Source organism: Ruegeria discodermiae (assembly GCF_030758345.1).
GTDB lineage: Bacteria > Pseudomonadota > Alphaproteobacteria > Rhodobacterales > Rhodobacteraceae > Ruegeria_C.
Map to the genome: position 1 here is coordinate 1 of NZ_JAVAMO010000020.1, position 19448 is coordinate 19448.

General features: G+C 57.6%; 14 protein-coding genes and 1 pseudogene. 10 read left to right on the forward strand and 5 right to left on the reverse strand.

Annotated elements, in window-relative coordinates:
- Positions 1-131 precede the first annotated feature (131 nt).
- The 4 genes and pseudogenes from Q5Y75_RS24820 to Q5Y75_RS24835 form a co-directional block, all read left to right on the forward strand.
- Complete coding sequence (locus Q5Y75_RS24820; protein ID WP_306202594.1) at positions 132-290, forward strand: hypothetical protein; 159 nt, start codon at positions 132-134, stop codon at positions 288-290.
- 532 nt (positions 291-822) lie between these two features.
- The gene (locus Q5Y75_RS24825) at positions 823-1206 is read left to right on the forward strand and encodes a transposase (RefSeq protein ID WP_306202596.1); all 384 of its coding nucleotides are present in this window, start codon (positions 823-825) and stop codon (positions 1204-1206) included.
- 336 nt (positions 1207-1542) lie between these two features.
- Positions 1543-2055, forward strand: coding sequence for a hypothetical protein (locus Q5Y75_RS24830; protein WP_306202598.1), 513 nt, complete (start codon positions 1543-1545; stop codon positions 2053-2055).
- Positions 2056-2204: 149 nt separating this feature from the next.
- Positions 2205-2578: pseudogene (locus Q5Y75_RS24835) on the forward strand (IS5/IS1182 family transposase); the annotation flags it as partial.
- A gap of 277 nt (positions 2579-2855) precedes the next feature.
- Here Q5Y75_RS24835 and Q5Y75_RS24840 read toward each other — a convergent pair.
- Positions 2856-9308: a choice-of-anchor I family protein gene (locus Q5Y75_RS24840; RefSeq protein ID WP_306202600.1), complete on the reverse strand. Its 6453-nt coding sequence runs from the start codon at positions 9306-9308 to the stop codon at positions 2856-2858.
- Between the two features lie 406 nt (positions 9309-9714).
- On the opposite strand from Q5Y75_RS24840, the gene Q5Y75_RS24845 reads away from it, so the two are divergent.
- From Q5Y75_RS24845 to Q5Y75_RS24855, 3 genes are read left to right on the forward strand one after another with little or no spacing between them, the layout of a single operon-like run.
- A complete protein-coding gene (locus Q5Y75_RS24845; protein WP_306202602.1) occupies positions 9715-10515 on the forward strand; it encodes a UDP-2,3-diacylglucosamine diphosphatase in 801 nt (266 codons plus the stop codon).
- Positions 10516-10528: 13 nt separating this feature from the next.
- Complete coding sequence (locus Q5Y75_RS24850) at positions 10529-11746, forward strand: BtaA family protein (protein ID WP_306202604.1); 1218 nt, start codon at positions 10529-10531, stop codon at positions 11744-11746.
- Between the two features lie 5 nt (positions 11747-11751).
- Positions 11752-12393: a class I SAM-dependent methyltransferase gene (locus Q5Y75_RS24855; protein WP_306202606.1), complete on the forward strand. Its 642-nt coding sequence runs from the start codon at positions 11752-11754 to the stop codon at positions 12391-12393.
- A gap of 428 nt (positions 12394-12821) precedes the next feature.
- On the opposite strand, the gene Q5Y75_RS24860 is transcribed toward Q5Y75_RS24855, so the two are convergent.
- Complete coding sequence (locus Q5Y75_RS24860) at positions 12822-13109, reverse strand: HU family DNA-binding protein (protein WP_249708941.1); 288 nt, start codon at positions 13107-13109, stop codon at positions 12822-12824.
- Between the two features lie 130 nt (positions 13110-13239).
- Complete coding sequence (locus Q5Y75_RS24865; protein WP_306202609.1) at positions 13240-14703, reverse strand: AMP nucleosidase; 1464 nt, start codon at positions 14701-14703, stop codon at positions 13240-13242.
- A 242-nt stretch (positions 14704-14945) separates the two neighbouring features.
- Here Q5Y75_RS24865 and Q5Y75_RS24870 point away from each other — a divergent pair, with 242 nt between their 5' ends.
- Positions 14946-15365: a VOC family protein gene (locus Q5Y75_RS24870; RefSeq protein ID WP_306202611.1), complete on the forward strand. Its 420-nt coding sequence runs from the start codon at positions 14946-14948 to the stop codon at positions 15363-15365.
- Positions 15366-15761: 396 nt separating this feature from the next.
- Here the strand turns inward: Q5Y75_RS24870 and Q5Y75_RS24875 are convergent, their stop codons facing one another.
- The gene (locus Q5Y75_RS24875) at positions 15762-16643 is read right to left on the reverse strand and encodes a LysR substrate-binding domain-containing protein (protein WP_306202613.1); all 882 of its coding nucleotides are present in this window, start codon (positions 16641-16643) and stop codon (positions 15762-15764) included.
- Between the two features lie 105 nt (positions 16644-16748).
- Between Q5Y75_RS24875 and Q5Y75_RS24880 the strand changes: the two genes are divergently transcribed.
- Together Q5Y75_RS24880 and Q5Y75_RS24885 are read left to right on the forward strand one after the other, a co-directional pair.
- Positions 16749-17504, forward strand: a complete 756-nt coding sequence (locus Q5Y75_RS24880) for a class II aldolase and adducin N-terminal domain-containing protein (protein ID WP_306202615.1) — start codon at positions 16749-16751, stop codon at positions 17502-17504.
- 5 nt (positions 17505-17509) lie between these two features.
- Positions 17510-18502, forward strand: a complete 993-nt coding sequence (locus Q5Y75_RS24885; RefSeq protein WP_306202617.1) for a sterol desaturase family protein — start codon at positions 17510-17512, stop codon at positions 18500-18502.
- Positions 18503-18511: 9 nt separating this feature from the next.
- Here the strand turns inward: Q5Y75_RS24885 and Q5Y75_RS24890 are convergent, their stop codons facing one another.
- A complete protein-coding gene (locus Q5Y75_RS24890) occupies positions 18512-19354 on the reverse strand; it encodes a GlxA family transcriptional regulator (RefSeq protein ID WP_306202619.1) in 843 nt (280 codons plus the stop codon).
- Positions 19355-19448: the final 94 nt, after the last annotated feature.

Here is a 19448-nt window from a genome sequence, read left to right on the forward strand (position 1 = left end):
AGACCAACCATCTTTCGGGAAGCGCAGATGCGGTGATCGGCGATGGCGAGGACAACACGATGACGTTCTTGGGCGTGGCCGAAGGGTCACTTGACGCTAGCGACTTCATCTTCTGACTCGGAACTTCCGATTTGATCGTCAGCATCGTCAGAAACCCAATCACTGGCGTTGCTGCCGATGGATCAGGTACTTTCCACCTTGAGAATGCGCTCACCCGCATGGCACTGCCGTTCGAAGGCGATGGATACACCCATGCGACGCAGGGGCTTTTGCACCGGAGAGGCGGCTGACCTGGCGCGGGAAGCTTTCGCCCGCGACCAGGCGCGTTGGAGGCTTGCGATCCGACGCACTGGGCAAGCAAGAGCCGCGCCCCAAGGTCGCCCGCGCGGCAAGGACAAGCTTGCCTAAATCGCTCCTTTCTTGTCGAACGTGTTGAGCAGGATGGCGACATGACCATGCCTGAGTTGGACAGAGCGTTGTTCGATACGAGCGGCCTTAAGGCGCACTCTGATGCAATTGGCCGACTCCTGTGCAAGCCTGGTTTCACGCATAAAATTGAGGAGGATCAGAAAACGATCCAGTGAATCGTTTTCCCGACGAACACGCTGGTCGCGACCGAGCGGCGACGCTCAGGTATAAGAAACGGCGCTACGACTGGCTCACTCACCGCCTGCCAGCCGTATCGGCGCGGCCAGCGCGTGGTGCCTTCATTCCCTTTCGTGACATTACCGCGCAATGTCCTGTCGGGCAGTGGACGAAACCTCCGTCAAAACGAACCTGACCCGCCAGCCTGGGTGGTCGTGATGTTGGGAACCGCTCGTCATGGATGCTCCCTTCGGATCCTGGGGAACGCAGACCTTTATCGCGGGTCTCAGCGCCGACGCCTTGGTTGCGCCATGGGTTATCAAAGGTGCTCTGGATGGCGAAGCCTTCGCAGCCTATGTCGAACAGATGCTGGTGCCAGAACTGGCGCCGGGATCAGCGGTCATCCTGGACAATCTCGACACTCACAGGAATGCTGCCGCATCCAAAGCAATGAGAGTTGCAGGCTGTTGGTTTCTCTTCTTGCCACCCTATGGCCCCGATCTGAACCCGATTGAGATGGCGTTCTCGAAGCTCAAGGCGCACCTGCGGGGCATCGGGACCCGAACATTCAGTAACATGTTCAGCGCCCTCTCAGACATCTGCAATCTCTATTCGCCATAAGAATGCTGGAATTACTTCAAGGCTGCCGGATACCCCTCAGGTTAAAAGTCGGAAGCTCTAAACGCATGTACTCGGCTAGCTCTTCACCTTCTAAGTGCTGTGCGGCGTCAATCAGCGTTGATACGTTCAGGGTTGCGCGACTAAGCCTTTGCCGCCGGGCTGATACCGTCCAGCACCTGCTTTGTCTCGTCCTGTGGGTCATGAAGGATAATGCGACCGGCAATTCTGCTTCAGGCGTGCATATTAACTCAAACTTAATCCGCGCCCCATTTGAGCCCAATGTGCCGCTCCAATCTTGTCGCGCAGGGAACGGGTTGCATACAGGGAGTGGGTGTTATGAGAGACCTACGCCGTTGGATCTGTGCGTTTGGGCTGGCGCTACCAATTGGTGCGGCTGCTCAAACTGACGAGTCGTTTGTCGGGTGCGGGCAAACCGAACTGAGGTTCAGCAATACTCTAATCGAGTTTGTCGGGGTCAATCCGGCCAGCGCCGGTGTTGGCGACCGCCGGATTTCTCACTGGTACCTGGAAGACCTGGGCGGGCTTTATGTTGGCGCGTTTGATGTCATCACAACCGTTTTGGGCGGTCACCAGGATATGGGGCATTACGTGAGGGTAGATGGCTCACTCGCGTTTCCAAACGGGGACATCTTTGTTGCCACCACCACGTCAATTGCTGATGCGGCAGATACCTATCGTTCGGGTGAAGCCCAGCAAGTGTACGATTGGGCCGTGACCGGCGGAACTGGTGACTTTGCGAACGCAAGCGGGATGGTGTCCGTGACGGTCCCGGAGAAGCACCAAGCCCATTTGGACAACCGGCCAATCAAGCTGGATGTTCGCTGCTAGGTCAGTTGTCATGCGCTCCAAACTGCTTGCTAGCACTTTATCGCCGCACCGATGGGCCGCTCAACCTGCTGCTGGACAGCACCGGTATCAAGTTCTTGAGCGACGGCGCCCTTTCGGCAGATTGCTTCGCAATCGCCTGCCGGGCAATGGACGGGGCCTGGGACACCCGCAGATGCCACGCCGCGATCATCGAATATAAGGACACGGCGATCACTCCGATTCGCCTCTGGAAAGAGGACTGCCCAGCGGCACGGGTCAGAAACGAATCCCTGCACGCCACACGGCACTATGGTCGTGCGCTCTGCAAAAGATGGACCAGCTACCACGCCCGCAGTCGGATCGAGGCGACCCCTTCATGGTTTGCAAGCGAACCACTGCCGGGCAGTGGTTGCGGTGCCTCAGGGCTTTCGGTGATCGTATCAGCGCAAAAGACCCCGACCGACAAACTGCAGAAATCCACATCCGCATCGCGCTTATGAACCGCTTCCCCGCCCTCGGCACCGCCGAGATCGCTCGCGTGGCTCAAAGCCAATGGGGAAAGAGGCAATCACGCCTCAAGACGGAGTTCTGCAAGTATACCCCGTGATGACCATCTTCGTTTTGGTTAAACCTCACTCTTTGTTGGGTAATACTTCAATTCTGAACATCGAAGGACCGATGCTTATGAAACGCACCGGCCCTGCAAATGGAGTTCGCTACAGAACTTCTGTTTGGCTGAACCCAAACAGGTCTCACAGCTTGTTGTAATCGCCCGATTTGCAGTGGCTAGCGCGCCCACGCGCTGGCCACGTTTGTGTTCGTCAGATAAACAGCAGGCTGTTTTCTTCGGTGTGGAAGATCGTGACAACGCCAAATGTTTCCGCGCCGTCGACTGTAATCACCAGATCGCCGTCAACGTTCTGAACGGAAATGTCGTTGTCATCGACATTCTTGAAGACCAGCTGATCCAGACCTATGCCGTCTCCGAAAATTTCATCGGCACCGAAATCGTCGACGAACTCGAAGCTGTTACCGCGTTGTGCGTTGATGAAAGTGTCGTCGCCTTCGCCGCCGAGCAACGTGTCGCGGCCACGGCCACCGTCGATGACATCATTCCCGGCGCCGCCGGCGATAATATCGCGACCCCGGCCACCCGAGAGAATGTCATCGCCATCGCCGCCGTCGATCTCGTCGCGACCCCGACCGCCGAAGATGATGTCATCCCCCCCTTTGCCGAGCAGCGTGTCACGCCCCTTGAACCCCAGGATGATGTCGTCGCCGTCATCGCCCGTCAGTTCATCGCGACGCCGGGTTCCGATCAGGAACTGACCCTCGACCTCTTCCGGGGCCTCCAGCGCAAAGCTGGCGACAATTGGTTCGTGATCCGACGCCGCATCTGCGAAGTCCACGTTGACGTGAACAAAGTCGACATTGGTGCCTTCCAACAGACTGTCGGTTACGAAGATGTGGTCCAGCGCCTGAGAGTTGCCCTGGAAGTTGAAGGTGTAGGCTTCGTCCCCTTCCAACTGGCCGATCAGGTTGGTCAGAACCATCTCATCACCGACACCCGGCAGGTCTTCGGTCAACTCGTCGGTGAAGTCGAAGGTGTTCAGGTCACCCAATACCGCGATGTTTGCCTCGGGGTCGTTGGCCAACAGGCCGTCCACCACTTCGTTAATCGCCAGCGCCTGTGCCTCGCGCTCATCCTCACCGCCCTGATTGAAGGGCTGAGGTCCGCCAAAGACCGGTTCCGAGCCGAAGCGGGACGAGAAGTGGTTGTTGATCAGCGTGATTTCCTGATCGTTGAAGGTGAAGACGCCCAGAAGCGGATCGCGTGAGCCTTCAAAGGCATCGGGGTTCGTGACGCCCATATCCGTCAGCACGTTGCTCTCCAGTGTCAGGAAGCTGTTCGCCTCAACCCGCTCTTCGTTATAGAGGAACGCGTTGCGGATATTGCCGCCCGGCACGCCGCCATTTTCACCGTCTTCGTCCACAACCGCGCTCTGGAAGCTGTAGACCGGACCACCCGCTTCCGCGATCGCATCAACGATGGCCTGAAGCGTTTCATCCGCGTCCAGAGTGCCGTCATCCGTCACACCCGAGTTGTCCTGGATTTCCTGCAAGGCGAGGATATCCGGGCTGCCCAAATTGTTGACAATCTGCTGCGCCAGCAGTGCGATCTGGTCCGCATCACCATCCGCCTCGTTCGAGGTAACGTTGAGCACGTTGTAGGTTGCAACAGTCAGTTCGCTGTCCGATCCCGCTATCTCGGTGACCTCCGCCGTGTTCGAGGTCGCCTCTTCGACGGTGAACGCTTCGGTGACGTTGATCTCGAAGTTTCCAAAGCCGTAGCCGACAACACCGGTGACGTTGCTGAGGTCGTCGCCGACATTCAAATCTGGGCCCGTGAAGCCTTCCGGCAGCAGGCCGCTGTCGTACTGGATCTGGATCCGTTCGGGGTTGAGATCACCCAAACCATCCGCATTGGCGTTCAGGTTAAGACCGCCACGGTCGTTCAGACCCGGAGTGGTGTTGACACCATCATCCGCAACAACCCAACTCTCGCCGAACCGGTTTGTGGCCGAAATGGCAAGCGGGTTGTCCACCGTGACCAGCATACCTTCGAGGCTCTCATAGAAGTCGATGCCGTCGGTTTCGGGATTGAACGTACCGGGGTCGTCCTGAAGGTTCACAGGTGTTTCATCTTCGGAAATCACAACCTCGGTCGGGATCGGACGTCCGTTTGCCCCCAGCACCAGAGCTTCCACTGTATTACCCGAGGACAGAACCTCTTCGGTATTGGCGCTGATCTGCGTGATCGACAGGTTGCCGGTTCCGGCACCGCCGGGGATGAACTCGGACACATCGCCCGAAACGGTGACCTCATCCCCCACGGCAACGGTCGGGGCCGCGCCGGTGAAGATGAAGATACCGTCCGAGGTGGCGTCATTGCCGTCACCTTCTGCGTCCTGCAGGTAGTAGCCGTTGGTATCGACTGCGGTGACGATACCGGTGGTTGTGACGGTGCGGCCCTCGAACTCCGAAATATGGCCTTCGCCCTGAATATCCATAATCGTGACGATCGGGTTAATCGAGGTCAGATCATAGACAGCCGTGGTGCCAGAGACTTCGTAGGAAACCGCAATCTGGGCATTGCCCGTGCCGCTTTCGTCTTCCGAGATGAAGGCGATCACCTCGGGTGAGTGCAGCGCCGGTTCACCCTCAGCCGCATTGTCCACATGCAGTGGCGGGATGTAATTCACGAAGAACGCATTCTCCGGCTCCGAGATGTCGTAGATCATGATGCCGCTGTCCCGCTCCAGCCCGATGAATGCATAGAGGCGGCCGCCGACTTCACCGACAGCGATGGCTTCGGGCTCGGGCCCTTTGGCGTCTGAGCGATCCTCGCCATCGTCGCCGTCGTCGTCGTTGAACCGCTCGGGCGCCAGATCGGCGATGATCTGTTCGAACTGAGACCCGGAGTCAAAGACCAGATTGCCATCCGCATCAAAGATCGAGAAGGACCGCGACGAGAAGGTGTGCAGCACGTCGATGTCACCATCGCCATCCGTGTCACCATCGATGGTCGAAACCTCCAGACGCTCCAGCCCGGTGATGTCGACGCTGGGGTCGATCAGGCCAGCTTCGGCCAGATCACCCACGCGATCTTCGTCAAAGTCGCGGCTGTCGCCTTCGTTCGCCGTGGCGATGAAGGTTTGACCGTTCACCTCGAACGAGGTGATCGCATCTGCCATTCGGAACCCGACCAGATTGTCGAAGTTGGTGATGTTGATCTTACCATTGTCGTCGGCATCCAGCGCGCTTTCGCTGCTGAAATCGACCCTGCCCAGAGAGAAGATATCAACGACCTCATTGGACACCAGATCGATCTTGGCGATGGCATTGTTTTCCTGCAGCGAAACAAAGGCCGTGCTGCCGTCAGGGCTGATCGCGATGTATTCCGGCTCGACATCCTCGGCAAAGCTGACGCCGTCCTGAATGCGGATACCGGCATCGCGAGCCAGATCTTCCAGACCATTGAACTGCGTGAAGTCCAGAATTTCGGCGCTTGGTGCAGTCGGATCGGTGGTATCGATTACCGCAACAGTGCCCAGCGGGTTGTTGTCGTTGTCGCTGTCATCGTTCTTTTCACCTTCGCCAGCAACCAGCAGCTGCGTGCCGTCTGCGTTGAAGGTTAACTGATCGGGCAGGTTGCCGACCTCGACCGTTGACAGCAGATCAAGGCTTTCAGCATCAAACAGCGCGACAAAACCCGGCTGCGCCAGCATACTCGTCTGGCCAAACACGGTCTCTTCCACCGCCGCGACCGAAATCGCAACCGCGACAACGCCGTTGCGAACCGCCACGGACTGGACGCCGTCATAGCCTTCGAGCCCGCTCAGATCGATGGTTTCGACCAGATCGGTTACAGCGCCCACTTCGTCGGGGATGGTGAAGATGTCTATCCGATCCTGGGCGCCATTGGTCACATAGAGTTTGCCGCCGTCATGGGCGACGGACTCTGCGGCGCCGTCTCCGTCGCCGGGTTCTTCGCCTTCGCCCTGGAAGATGGCGACCTGTTCAAAAACCACCTCGCCGGTCGCTTCCGGTGCTGGCTCAGACTCATCTTCAAAGATGGTGTCTTCGGTAAAGGTCAGGTTCTGGATTCGCAGATCCCCTTCCGGGCCGACATCGGCCTGATCAAAGGCGTTGTCCGCATCGCCGAAATTGTCATCGAGATACTCGGCCAGGGCATCCTGTTCGCTGCCATCGGCTGCAAATATCGCGTCACCGGTGAAGTTTTCATCATCGACACCGTCTGCATCCAGATCGATCAGATCCACCCGGTTCGGATTTGACAGGTTTGACAGGACCTCGTCACCCGAATTTGCAAGGAAGTTGAGCGTCACAACGCGGAAGGTATCAGAGTCGTCGCCAACGACCTCTCCGTCGCGCACGACCTCGGCGATGAGGTCGTCATTCTCATCGAAGATACCGGCATTAACCACACGCTCACCAGCGACCAGAATGTTGCCATCGACATCATAAGTCTGCGCGGTCTGCGTTTCATCAAACGAGAATTTGAGCCCCGAGATCTGAGGGAAGCCGCCCGAAACACCCGTTGGCAACGCCGAGACCGCGCCTTCGAGGAAGTCCTTCAGCTCTTGCGCGGTAATGTCGAGCAGGGTCAGCCCGTTGTTGAATGCAAGCGTCGTCGCGATATCGTTCTGGCTGATCCCGCCTTCCGGCTTCACCTCGACACCATTTTCATCAAGCACTGCAGAGTTCGGTTGACGCACCGCCTCGGTGCCGCCGGCTGGAACAACGATCTCGCCAATATTGGCGCGGATGCCGCCGCCGTTTTTGATCGAGATGACAACGGTGTCGTCAAAACTCTTGGCATATTCCAGATTTGCATCGGCAGTCAGGTTACCCAGGTTCGTCTCCTGGGTGCGCACGCCATCCGGATCGTCCGCCGCGAAGGTGCCTGAGCGGTTGCCGTTCAGAAACACGTTCGAGACACCAAACACATTGCTTTCGGTTGCGACGATCTGTGCCTGGATCGCATCAGTGATCGCATCGATTTCCGGATCGATCAGTCCTTCGGCGTTCAGGTCCGCAACACCCTGATCATCGGTTGCATAAGCGCCCGAGACATCTGCGTCATAGCTGGTCGGAATGATGTTGCCATCCGCGTCAAAGTCGATGACCAGCCGCCCGACATATTTGTAGTTTCCGTCCGTGTTGACAACCGCAGTGGTGGTGCCACCGGCATTGGTGATGAACTGCGGGTACTGACCCTGATCGCTGTCACCGTCACGGATGCGATCATTGTCGTCAAAGAGGCGGGTGTTCGAGCCGCCCGCAACGATGATATCAACACTCTCCAGCCGCGCAGCAAGCTCCTGCTCGATCGAGATTTGCTGCATATGCGACAACAGCACAACCTTATCCATGGTCGGATTGTCACTAAGCAACTGGTCAACTTCTGCCTGCAGAATTGCGGCAAGCGCATCCAGTTCTTCACTTGTCGGGCTGCCACTGGCCCAGTCCGGCAAGATCCCCAGATCGTCGCCGGGGCTGGAGATCGACCGGATTGTCGGGACCGTCGCGCCAACAATGCCAATGAGTTCGCCATTCACATCCGACACGCTGGATGATGTCACGACATTGCTCAGTGTCGCGGTGTCCTGACCGCCAGCCGTTTCCAGCGGCGCCAGATTCGGATCGGTCGAGAAATCCAGGTTCGCCGAAAGATATGGGAACGCCGCACCGGTGAAGTCGAGGCCGTCAAGTGCCGTACCTGTTGTCAGGGCCGAAAAATCGCCGATTGCTGAACCGTCGATCAGACCAGCCAGAAGTCCGGTGCCCAGATCGAATTCGTGGTTGCCCAATGCAATGGCCTGCACGCCCAGCTCGTTCTGGATCTGGATATCCGCGATACCCTGTGACCCGAAGACGGCCTCGGACGCATCGAAGAACAGACCCGGAATAATCGCGTCACCCGACGACAGCGTCAGGGTATTGTCGGCCATGCCATCGCCACCCAAATCCTCGGCGCGAAGCGCATTCAACACACCGGACAGGTTGTCGATATTGTCTATCGTCGCAGCGTTGGCTTCCTGATCCGCAAAATGCAGAAGTTCCAGCGTAAAGGCTGCTGCCGGAACAATAAGGGAGGCGTTAACCTCACCGAAATTCGTCGCATCAGCCGGGTTTTCGGAGAATTCGGTTACGCTGATCGAGTTGCCATTGGTATCGAACACTTCGGTGTCACCGATCACGTTGACGGCGTAGAAATCCCCGTCCGATCCGCTGCGGAAAACACGTTCCGGTTCCGCGCCTGTGAAACTAAAGTCAACCCCGCCCAGCTGTGCGCCATAGACGTAGCTCTCGTCTGATTCAGCGTCCGGGATTCCGACAGCATCAAATACCTCGGTAACGCCCAGAAGCGATAGATCAACATCCAGAACACCATCATCGTTGGTGTCAAAATCATCGCCGACGGACCCGATGAAATTATCAACCAAAACATAGGTAAAGCTGGGGTTTTCCAGATCTGGAACCTCGACCGTCAGCAAACCCGATGCATCGAAAGTGCCGTTGACTTGGAATGCGCGATCAACAGTTCCCGCCGAACCGCCCTCGTCGCTCTCAACACTTAGAAGCCACGCAGAGAAAGCCTCACCTGCGGGGCCAAAAAGTTCGATAGTCTGAGTTGAGGGGTCGGAACCAGCCGGGTTCGGTTGGAATTCACTGATCAGCGCATTCATAGCGGTGCCTTTCAAAGCCAAGAAACAAATCTTCTGTTCTGGTGGAACGTTCGGATTGCCGGACGACAACCAGCCGGAACGTTGCATCACTTTCTGAGGGTCAGGCTTCATATTTTTGACAAATTTATTGCAAAAAAATGACAAAAATGTGCATGGGTAGTGGCCGACCGGTAAGGGCGAAATACGGTTTTGAAGATGTAGACGCTCCCACTGGCCTCGAAGGGCCATTGTGCGATTGCAAACAATCTTAAGCCTCTTGTTGACGTCGTCGGATCAGCAAAAATCTCAAAAGGCAGACTACTGTTCCGATGTAGCCCATCGAACAACACCCTGCTTGGGGGAGGGTCACGCAGTTGTCACACGACCTGATTAATCCGAGGGCAAATTGACCTGTGGTTGGTGGCAGATGCTGTTCAGAACCCTCTTCCTTTCGGACATTCACCTGGGCACACGAGGGTGTCGTGCGGATTTGCTTGTTTCATTTCTGCGCAGTCACGACGCGGGCACCATCTACCTTGTTGGCGACATCTTTGACGGATGGGCCATCAAAAAACGGGGCTGGCACTGGCCGCAAACCCATAACAACGTTGTTCAAACGTTGCTTGATAAAGCGCGGCGAGGAACCCGGATCATCTTCGTACCCGGCAATCATGATGAAGTGATGCGAAACTATCTGGGTACACATTTTGGCGGGATTGAGGTCATGCAGTCCGCCGATTTCACCGGGATGGATGGAAAACGATATCTGGTCACCCACGGCGATCAGTTTGATGTGGTGGTGATGAATGCCAAGCGGCTCGCCCATTTTGGCGACACGGCCTATGACTTTCTGATTTGGCTCAACCCCAAGATCAATTGGGTCAAGTCATTGTGGGGTGGCCAATATTGGTCCTTGTCGAAATGGGCGAAACAGCAGGTCAAGTCGGCAGTCAACTTTATTGGTCAGTACGAGCACGTCCTGGCAGAAGAGGCAAAACGTGGCGGGTATGATGGTGTGATTTGTGGCCATATCCATCATGCCAACATCCGCCAGGTAAACGGCATCTCCTATATCAACACCGGCGATTGGGTCGAAAGCTGCACGGCGATAGCCGAGCACCCCACAGGCGAAATGCAATTGATCGACTGGGAGGAAAGAGCGGCGGCCACGGTGGGCGGCAAACAGCGCTTCAAGTCCCGCAGACACCTTGAAAAGTTGGATACCTGAGCAGGATAGAGACATGGCATCTGTCACCGAGCAGCTGAGCGCAGCTGTCAACCAAAACGCAACCATGACGCGCGAAGGGATGCTGGAGCGCGCCTTTGCCCGCCTGTTTCACGGGCTGGTTTATACACAGATTTGGGAAGATCCAGTCGTCGACATGGAGGCGCTTAAGATACGGCGCGACAGCAATATCGTGTGCATCGCGTCCGGCGGCTGCAACATGCTGTCTTATCTCACGCAGCATCCCGCATCCATTACGGCTGTGGATTTGTCGCCCGCTCATGTGATGCTGAACAAGCTAAAGCTTGCTGCGGTCCAACATGTACCGGATCACGCTACCCTGTTTGCGTTGCTGGGCCGGGGCGACACAGCGGCAAACATCGCGGTGTTTGACACATATATCGCACCATATCTGGACGATAAGACGCGCAGCTATTGGAATGCTCGAACCCTGACAGGGCCGCGCAAGCGCATTTTGGCGCAAGGTCTATACCATCACGGTGCTCTCGGTCGCTTTCTTGGCGTGGTCCACTTTGTCGCCAGAATGGCAGGCGTGGATTTTACCCCTCTGCTCGCCGCGCAATCGCGTGCAGATCAGGCGGACTTTTTCGAGACCCAGATTGCCCCTTTGTATGACCGCCCGCTGGTCAGGTTTTTGGCCACCCGTCGGGCATCATTATTCGGGTTGGGCATTCCGCCTGCGCAATATGACAAACTTGCAGCAGATGCGGATGGTGACATTGTTGCGATCCTTAAAGAGCGCACACGCAAGCTGTTTTGTGACTTTCCCATCCATGACAACTATTTTGCATGGCAAGCGGCTTATCGCGGATACGAACCTGTCGAAAACCCTGCCGTGCCACCTTACCTGGCGCCCGAGAATTTTCAGACGGTACGTGCAAATGCGGCGCGCGTGACGGTTCTGAACCGGTCACTGACGGACCTTCTCACGGAGCAACCGAGCGCCTCAAGGCATGGCTATGTTCTGCTCGATGCGCAGGACTGGATGAATGATGACCAATTGAACGCGTTATGGTCTGAAATCACGCGTACAGCGGCGCAGGATGCCCGGGTCATTTTCCGTAATGGCGGCAGCAGCGATATTCTTCCTGGTCGTGTAAATGACGCGATCCTTTCACGTTGGTCATATCAGGCTGATGCCTCGGACCGGGGATTCCGTAACGACCGCTCCGCGATTTACGGCGGCTTCCATGTCTATCAGTTCAAGGGGTAGGCCCGATGGCAGACACGCATAGCGTTCTGATGAACCGGGTCTATCGCAGGCAACGGTTCGTCTATGATGCGACTCGAAAATACTACCTGCTTGGTCGTGATTACGCCCTGGATCAGCTCCAACCCCCTGCCGACGCCCATATTTTAGAGGTCGCTTGCGGGACTGGTCGCAATCTGGATCAGATTGATGCACGTTACCCTGGCAGGAATCTCTATGGGCTTGATATCTCGTCAGAAATGTTGCGGTCTGCCCGAGCGAAGCTGGGCGATCGGGCCATGCTGGCACAAGGGGATGCTTGTGACTTAGATCCATCAAAACTGTTCGGATGCGCCAAGTTTGACCGCATCTTGATGTCATACTGCATCTCGATGATGCCGCTCTGGCAGTCCGCAATCAGAGAGGCCGTAAGTCATCTTTCGCCTTGTGGCGAACTGCATATAGTAGATTTCGGCGACCAATCGCAGATGCCGCATTGGTTCGACAAACGGCTCCGCAATTGGCTCGGCCGGTTTCACGTCACACCTCGCGATAACTTGGCCATGGCGCTCTGCGATATGGTCGAGTTCAACGTGACCCATAAGCCGCTGATGCACAGCTATGCGCAATACGCGTGCGTGCGTAACCGCGAGGATGCGCGCGCACCTTGAAGGTATTGCCAAACTATCCGACGTGACGCGCAAAGTGTTGTCTCGCAGGATTCAGCTTGCCATTTCAGTGGTAAATTCGTCCCCGAGGTTGGACGCATCAGAATGTGCGTATCGGTAGGAATTTGCGGTGAATTGATTCCAGCGAGGACGGTATTGCGCTGCTGATTACGAAAGTCACCGTTGGCCGGGTCACGCTCAGGGTCTCATTGACCGGGCTGTCCCCGGGGCTCGAACCGATGGCGAACGGAACGCATCTGTCCCAAAGCCCCTGACGATGGGCAAACTTGCTACCATTAAAATCTGCTCGTCGGATGAACGCTCCCCGCAAACAACGGCGGACAGGCTGTTTTGCTGGGGATTAGTCTCTAGCCACTCCAAAGAAAAAGGGCCGCCGGATGGCAGCCCTCGATAGCACGTGCTGTCGGATATCAGCCGTTCACGCTGTCTTTCAGCGCTTTTGCGATGGTCATTTTGACAACCTTGTCGGCTTCCTTGGTGAAGGTCTCACCGGTGGCCGGGTTGCGGACCTGACGCTCGGGGCGTTCGCGGCAGTAGATTTTGCCAACGCCCGGCAGGGTCACGGCGCCACCGCCCGACACTTCGCGGGTGATCAGGCCGGTGATAGCCTCCAGCGCGGCGCCGGCGGATTTCTTGTCAGTACCCATTTCTTCAGCAAGTGCTGTGACGAGCTGGGTTTTGGTCATAGGCTTTGCCATTTCTTGGTCTCCTTACAGTGCCCGAACGCTTGGGCCTCACTGCGTAACAATAACGGCATCTAGTAGGACAACACAACGAATAGTAGCGTGGAAAACCATAAAAATAGGCGATTTCTGGGGTTTTTTTGCATCACAGAAAGGCCGTTTCGTCAAATGAGCGCAATTTCCGGCTGTGTAAACGCTCTAGCGGCATCCCGCGCAGCATTTCCATGGCTCGGATTCCGATCGCAAGATGGCGCTGAACCTGGGTCGTATAGAACTCTGACGCCATGCCGGGCAGCTTCAACTCGCCATGCAGCGGCTTGTCGGAGACACAGAGCAGCGTGCCATAGGGCACCCGGAAGCGGTAGCCGTTTGCAGCTATGGTGGCGCTTTCCATATCCAGCGCGATGGCACGTGACTGGCTCAACCGATGCACCGGGCCGGACTGATCGCGCAGTTCCCAGTTGCGGTTGTCGATGGTGGCCACAGTGCCGGTGCGCATGATGCGTTTCAGGTCATAGCCTTCCAGTTGGGTAATCTGCTCCACCGCCTGTTCCAGCGCGATCTGAATCTCGGCCAGGGCGGGGATCGGCATCCAGACCGGCAGGTCGTCATCCAGCACGTGATCCTCACGCAGATACCCATGGGCCAGCACGAAATCCCCCAATGCCTGCGTGTTGCGCAGCCCCGCACAATGGCCGACCATCAGCCAGGCATGCGGACGCAGCACGGCGATGTGATCGGTGGCGGTTTTGGCGTTGGATGGTCCGACGCCGATATTGACCAGCGTGATGCCCGCCCCGTCAGGGCGTTTCAGGTGATAGGTCGGCATTTGCGGCAGTTTCAGCACCTGCTCCAGCGGAGCGTCTGCCTGCGTGATCTCGACATTCCCGGTGCTGACGAAACTGGTATAGCCGCTATCGGGATCGGCAAGCTGGGCCCTTGCATAGGTCTCGAATTCGGACACGTAGAACTGGTAGTTGGTGAACAGAACATGGTTCTGGAAATGCTCGGGATTGGTTGCGGTGTAATGGGACAGCCGCGCCAGTGAATAATCGACCCGCTGCGCGGTGAACAGCGCCAGAGGTCCGGTGTCATCCGGTGCGGTATAGGTGCCGTTGACGATATCATCATTGGTGGTTGCCAGATCGGGCACATCGAACACGTCGCGCAGGGTAAACCCCGCCGCGCCTTCCTGCGGCACCATCATGTCAGAGCGGTTGGCCACGGCAAAATGTACCGGCATTGGCGTGTCCGAGCAGCCGATTGTCACAGGTTGCCCGTGGTTGCGGATCAGCAACCCGATCTGTTGCGTCAGGTAAGAGCGGAACAGGTCGGGCCGGGTGATCGTCGTCGCATGCATTCCGGGGTGCGAGACATGGCCATAGCTGAGCCGACTGTCGACTTGCGCGTAGCTGCGGGTTTTGATCCGGATTTCGGGGTAGAAGGCGCGGTGATGCATACCCGTAGCGCCATGGCGCATCACTTCGGCAAAGCGGTCACAGAGGAACCCCGTTGCCTGATCATAGAGCTCTTCCAGCCGCTGAACGGCGGCGGCGGGGTCGGTGAATTCTTCGGGCTCCGGGGCGTCCGGTGTTATTGTTCTTGTCATCTGGTCGCTTTCAGGGGGTCTTTGACGCGCCTGCCAAGGGCTGCTTCCCCACCGACGCGGCAGAGGCGGCGTGCCCAGGTGCATCTATCGCTCGGACACAAGAAGGGGCGGCAAGGTGGGTCTTCATGGCTTACACTTTCTCAAAGCCCGCAGCTACGCAACCCCGCACGGGCCGCGTCATCAAAGTTTCACCGCATCAGATCGTGCTTGACCAGCAGGTGTAGCGTACGGAAGCTGTGCCCATGGACTATGACAAGATAGATGCGGATGGGTTCGGGCGTGCGTTGCGCGGCATTGGGTTGAACCTGCTGGTGCGTGACGTAAAGGCCGAATGCGCCTTTTTAGAGGCTGTTTTTAACATGACGGCCCATCAGATGACGGCCGATTTTGCCATCGTCACCTACGGGGATCAGGTGTTTCAGCTGCATAGTGATGGCACCTACCATTCCAACCCGCTTCTGGGGCTTTTGCCCGAGTCGCCGCCACGCGGTGCGGGTGTGGAAATCCGCCTATATGACACCGACCCCGATGCGGCCGCCGCACGTGCCGAGGTGCTGGGCGCGATGGTTCTGCAACAAGCCACCGACAAACCGCATGGGCTGCGCGAGGCCTATATCCTGTGTGAGAACGGATATGCCTGGGTTCCGAGTCGGCCGAAATAGCTTGATAAACTGAATAAGTTCTGACTCAATAAGATGAGGCCCATCGGCGTTTCTTAGCTAAGCGCCAACCTAGCAGCCCTTCTTGGGCTTAGAGCGTCGATGTGGCTTCACTGGAACCGTTTTGGGTCCCGGTTTCTTGCCCGGTCGTACAGTCCGTTTCACGGTCTTGCACTTGCTCATGCGATCACCTCCTTCCTCTGCTCAGTAGAGCAGATGTAGTAGGTGCCGATGGGCCTCAAACAAGATCGTGACTCGGTTTTGGAATCATTTCAAGTTGTTATGTGTTCTCTCTGCGTTCTTTTTTGTACGCGTGAGAAGGAATTGGGTGTTCGTAATTTCCAGATTCAACGCCATGTAATGCATCCAAAATGGTTCTACGCCAGCCTGCGGCGGTGCTCAGGTCTGGGTTGCCCCATCTTCGATTATTTCGTTACGGAGCCAGTCGGCAAAGGCAACCGCACCCGGTGTCTGCTCGGCTTGGGGTGAGAGCAGCAGGTAGTAGGCCTCTGGCATCGCTTCGCGATGTCCAAAAGGGGCAACAAGGCGGCCGTCTTCGATCAGGTGCCGGGCAATCGTGTCATGGGCCAGGCACAGGCCGCCGCCCGCCATGGCAACCGACAAGCTGACCAGATAGGTGGTGGAATAGGTGATGGGCGGGTCGGGCCAATGAAGGCCGCACGCCTCAGCCCAGTTTGCCCAGTTCGACAAAAGGTTCGAGCAATCATAGAGCGGCTGATCGGCCAGCGTGCCCAGCGTCACCTGATAACCCGGCGCGCAGACAGGGTAGTAGTGATCAGTGCGCAGCAACTCGGTGCGCACGGTATCGGCGGGGCGCAGGGAATAGCGGATTTCGACCGAGGCCCCCTCGGCCATCTCGCGAGGCTCCCACAGCTCAGTCGAGATGGTCAGCCGGATATCGGGGTGCCGGGTCTGAAATCGGGGCAGGCGCGGCGCCAGCCAGTTGGCCGCGAAGGTGATGTTGCTTTGCACCTGCACTGTGTTGCGCTGATCGCCGGTCACCGCGCGGGTCCCCTGTAGCAGCGTGCGAAACGCTTCGCGCACCACCGGCAGATAGGTGATCCCCGCCTCAGTCAGTTCCAGCGCGCGGGGTCTGCGGTGAAACAGGGGCTGGCCCAGATACCCTTCCAGCGACTTGATCTGCTGGCTGACCGCACTTTGTGTCATGTTCAGATCGCGCGCGGCACCGGTAAAAGACAGATGTCGCGCCGCAGCCTCGAAGGTGCGCAGCCAGCCGAGCGGAGGGAGGGCGTTCTTCATCGCATAACCCTGCCATAAGTTTTACTACTGCAATAGGCTCGATTTTTTCGTTGGTCAAATCTGCGCGCCGCGGTCAGGCTTTCTGACAACACAGGGAGAGCTGCCATGAGCGTTACCAATCTGCGACCAAACATGGATCACTGGGCCGGGCGTGTGGATCTGGCCGCCGCGTTCCGCTGGACCGTGCGGCTGGACATGCATGAAGGTGTGGCCAACCATTTCAGCCTTGCGGTGAACGAGGACGGCACGCAGTTCCTGATGAACCCTAACCAGATGCATTTCGACCGCATCCGCGCCTCGGACCTGCTGCTGCTGGATGCCAATGACACAGAAACGATGGAGATGCCCGGAGCGCCGGACCCGACCGCCTGGGGTCTGCATGGCTCGATCCACCGTCACTGCCCGCATGCGCGCTGCGTGATGCATGTGCATTCGATCTTTGCCACCGTGCTGGCCTCGCTGGCCGACAGCACCTTGCCCCCAATCGATCAGAACACGGCGACCTTCTACAACCGCTATGTGGTGGATGAGGAATTTGGCGGGTTGGCTTTTGAGAGCGAGGGCGAACGTTGTGCCTCGATGCTTGGCGATCCGAAAAAGCAGGTCATGATCATGGGCAATCACGGTGTGCTGGTAATCGGTCGGGACGTAGCGGACGCCTTTAACAGGCTCTATTATTTCGAACGCGCGGCCGAGACCTATATCCGCGCGCTGCAGACCGGGCAGACGCTGCGGGTGCTGTCCGACGAGATTGCCGAGAAGACCGCGAAAGAGCTGGAGGATTATCCCGATCAGGCCGAAGCGCATCTGCGCGAGATCAAAGCCATCCTTGATAGCGAAAGCTCCACCTACGCGAGTTGACCACCATGACGGGCACGCCTCAGCAGGAAGAGATGAGTCGCGAGTGGAACTACCATCCCGACTTGCCGCTGCAAAACCCCTCGATCTTTCGCTGGCCGTCTGATCCGAGCTTTCTGGCGCGTTGGCTGGTCAAGAACTGGCTGACGCTGAGCGAGCGGGTGCTGATGCTGGCCCTGGCCATCGCGCTCTGGGCTTTTTTCTATCCTTCGCTCGAGACCGCGCGCAGCTTTGCCTTTGGCTGGATTTTTCAGGTCTGGCTGGTGAACCTCGCGATGATCTTTGCCGTCGCGGGTGGGCTGCACTGGTATTTCTACATGCGCAGGGCACAGGGCAAAAAGCTCAAGTTCGAGCGTCGCGACATGGGGACCAGGAACAAGCTGTGGGACTTCAACGATCAGGTGCATGACAATATGTTCTGGTCGCTCGGATCAGGCGTGCTGCAACTGACCGGCTTACAGGTCGTGACCATGTGGCTGATGGCAAATGGCTATGCGCCTGTCATCAGTTTTACCGAACATCCGATCTGGTTCGTGCTGTGGCTGATCCTGCTGCCGATCTGGTCGGCCTTTCATTTCTACTGGGTGCACCGGCTGCTGCATCAGCCCTTCCTCTACCGCAGGGTCCACAGCCTGCATCACCGCAACGTCAATATCGGCCCGTGGTCGGGATTTTCGATGCATCCGGTTGAGCATCTGCTCTATCTATCGTCGCTTTGCATCCACTGGATCGTGCCAAGCCACCCCATCCACCTCTATTTCCATATCGTGTTTCAGGGGCCGGGCGCAGCGATGACCCATACGGGCTATGAAGACCTGCTGATCAGGGACAAACGCAGGCTGGCGCTGGGCACGTTCTATCATCAACTGCATCACCGGTATTACGAGTGCAACTACGGCAATCAGGAAATGCCCTGGGATCGCTGGTTCGGCACTTTCCACGATGGCTCGACCGAGGCCACCGCCGAGACCCGCGCCCGCAAGAAACGGATGTTTGGATAAATACCCTTATTAGAGCCTTTTTTTGCGCATTTCGCTTGGTGATTGACCGAACTCGTCGCCAAAGGCCCGTGTCATTGCACTGGCATTCTCATAACCCGCGCGTATGGCAATCTCGGATACGGGCAGATCGGTCTCGCTGACCAGTTTGCGCGCCAGATTCAATCGCATCCGACGATAGACTCGTGCGGGGCCCGCGCCCAGCTCAGCTTTCATGCGCGCCTCTAGTGCTTTCTGCGTCAGTCGCGCCTGCGTGGCGATGTTGGGGATCGCCAAGGGCTGTTCCAGGTTGGCCTGCATCGCGGCCAACGCCCGGTTCACCGGCGCGCTTGTGCCGCTGCTGGCATGAGAGCGCGCCGAGTCGCGCGTCATGAACAGTTGCGCCACTTCCAGCGCCAGCGCCTGTCCGTGATCGCGCCCGATCAGATGCATGACCAGATCAAACGCCGCCATCGCGCCGGAACAGGTGATGCGGTTGTCATCGATCACGAAGCGCTCGCGCAGCACCTCGGTTTCCGGAAACCGCTCGGCAAAACCGGTGAGTTCTTCCCAGTGAATGGTGGCTTTGAGGCCGGTCAGCAGGCCTGCCTCGGCCATAAGCCAGCTGCCTGTGTCCAGACCGGCCAGCACGGAAAACCGGCCTGCGGCGCTGCGCAGGGCGGCACCGATGCGCCAGTTCAGATAGTTCCGAAACCCATAAGACGGCATCACCATCAGCATATCGCCACCCTCATCGCTCAACCGCGCGTGCGGCGCGACGCGCAGCCCGCTGGACGAGGTGACCGGACCGGCATCCAGCGACAGGAACCGCCATTCATAGAGCGTCTTGCCCGACAGCATGTTCGCTGCGCGCAACGGCTCGATACTGTTGGCTAGGCAATGGTTGGAGAAGCCATTAAACAGCAGAACGCCGAAAGATTGACAACGCGTCGATGATTTTTGCCATTCC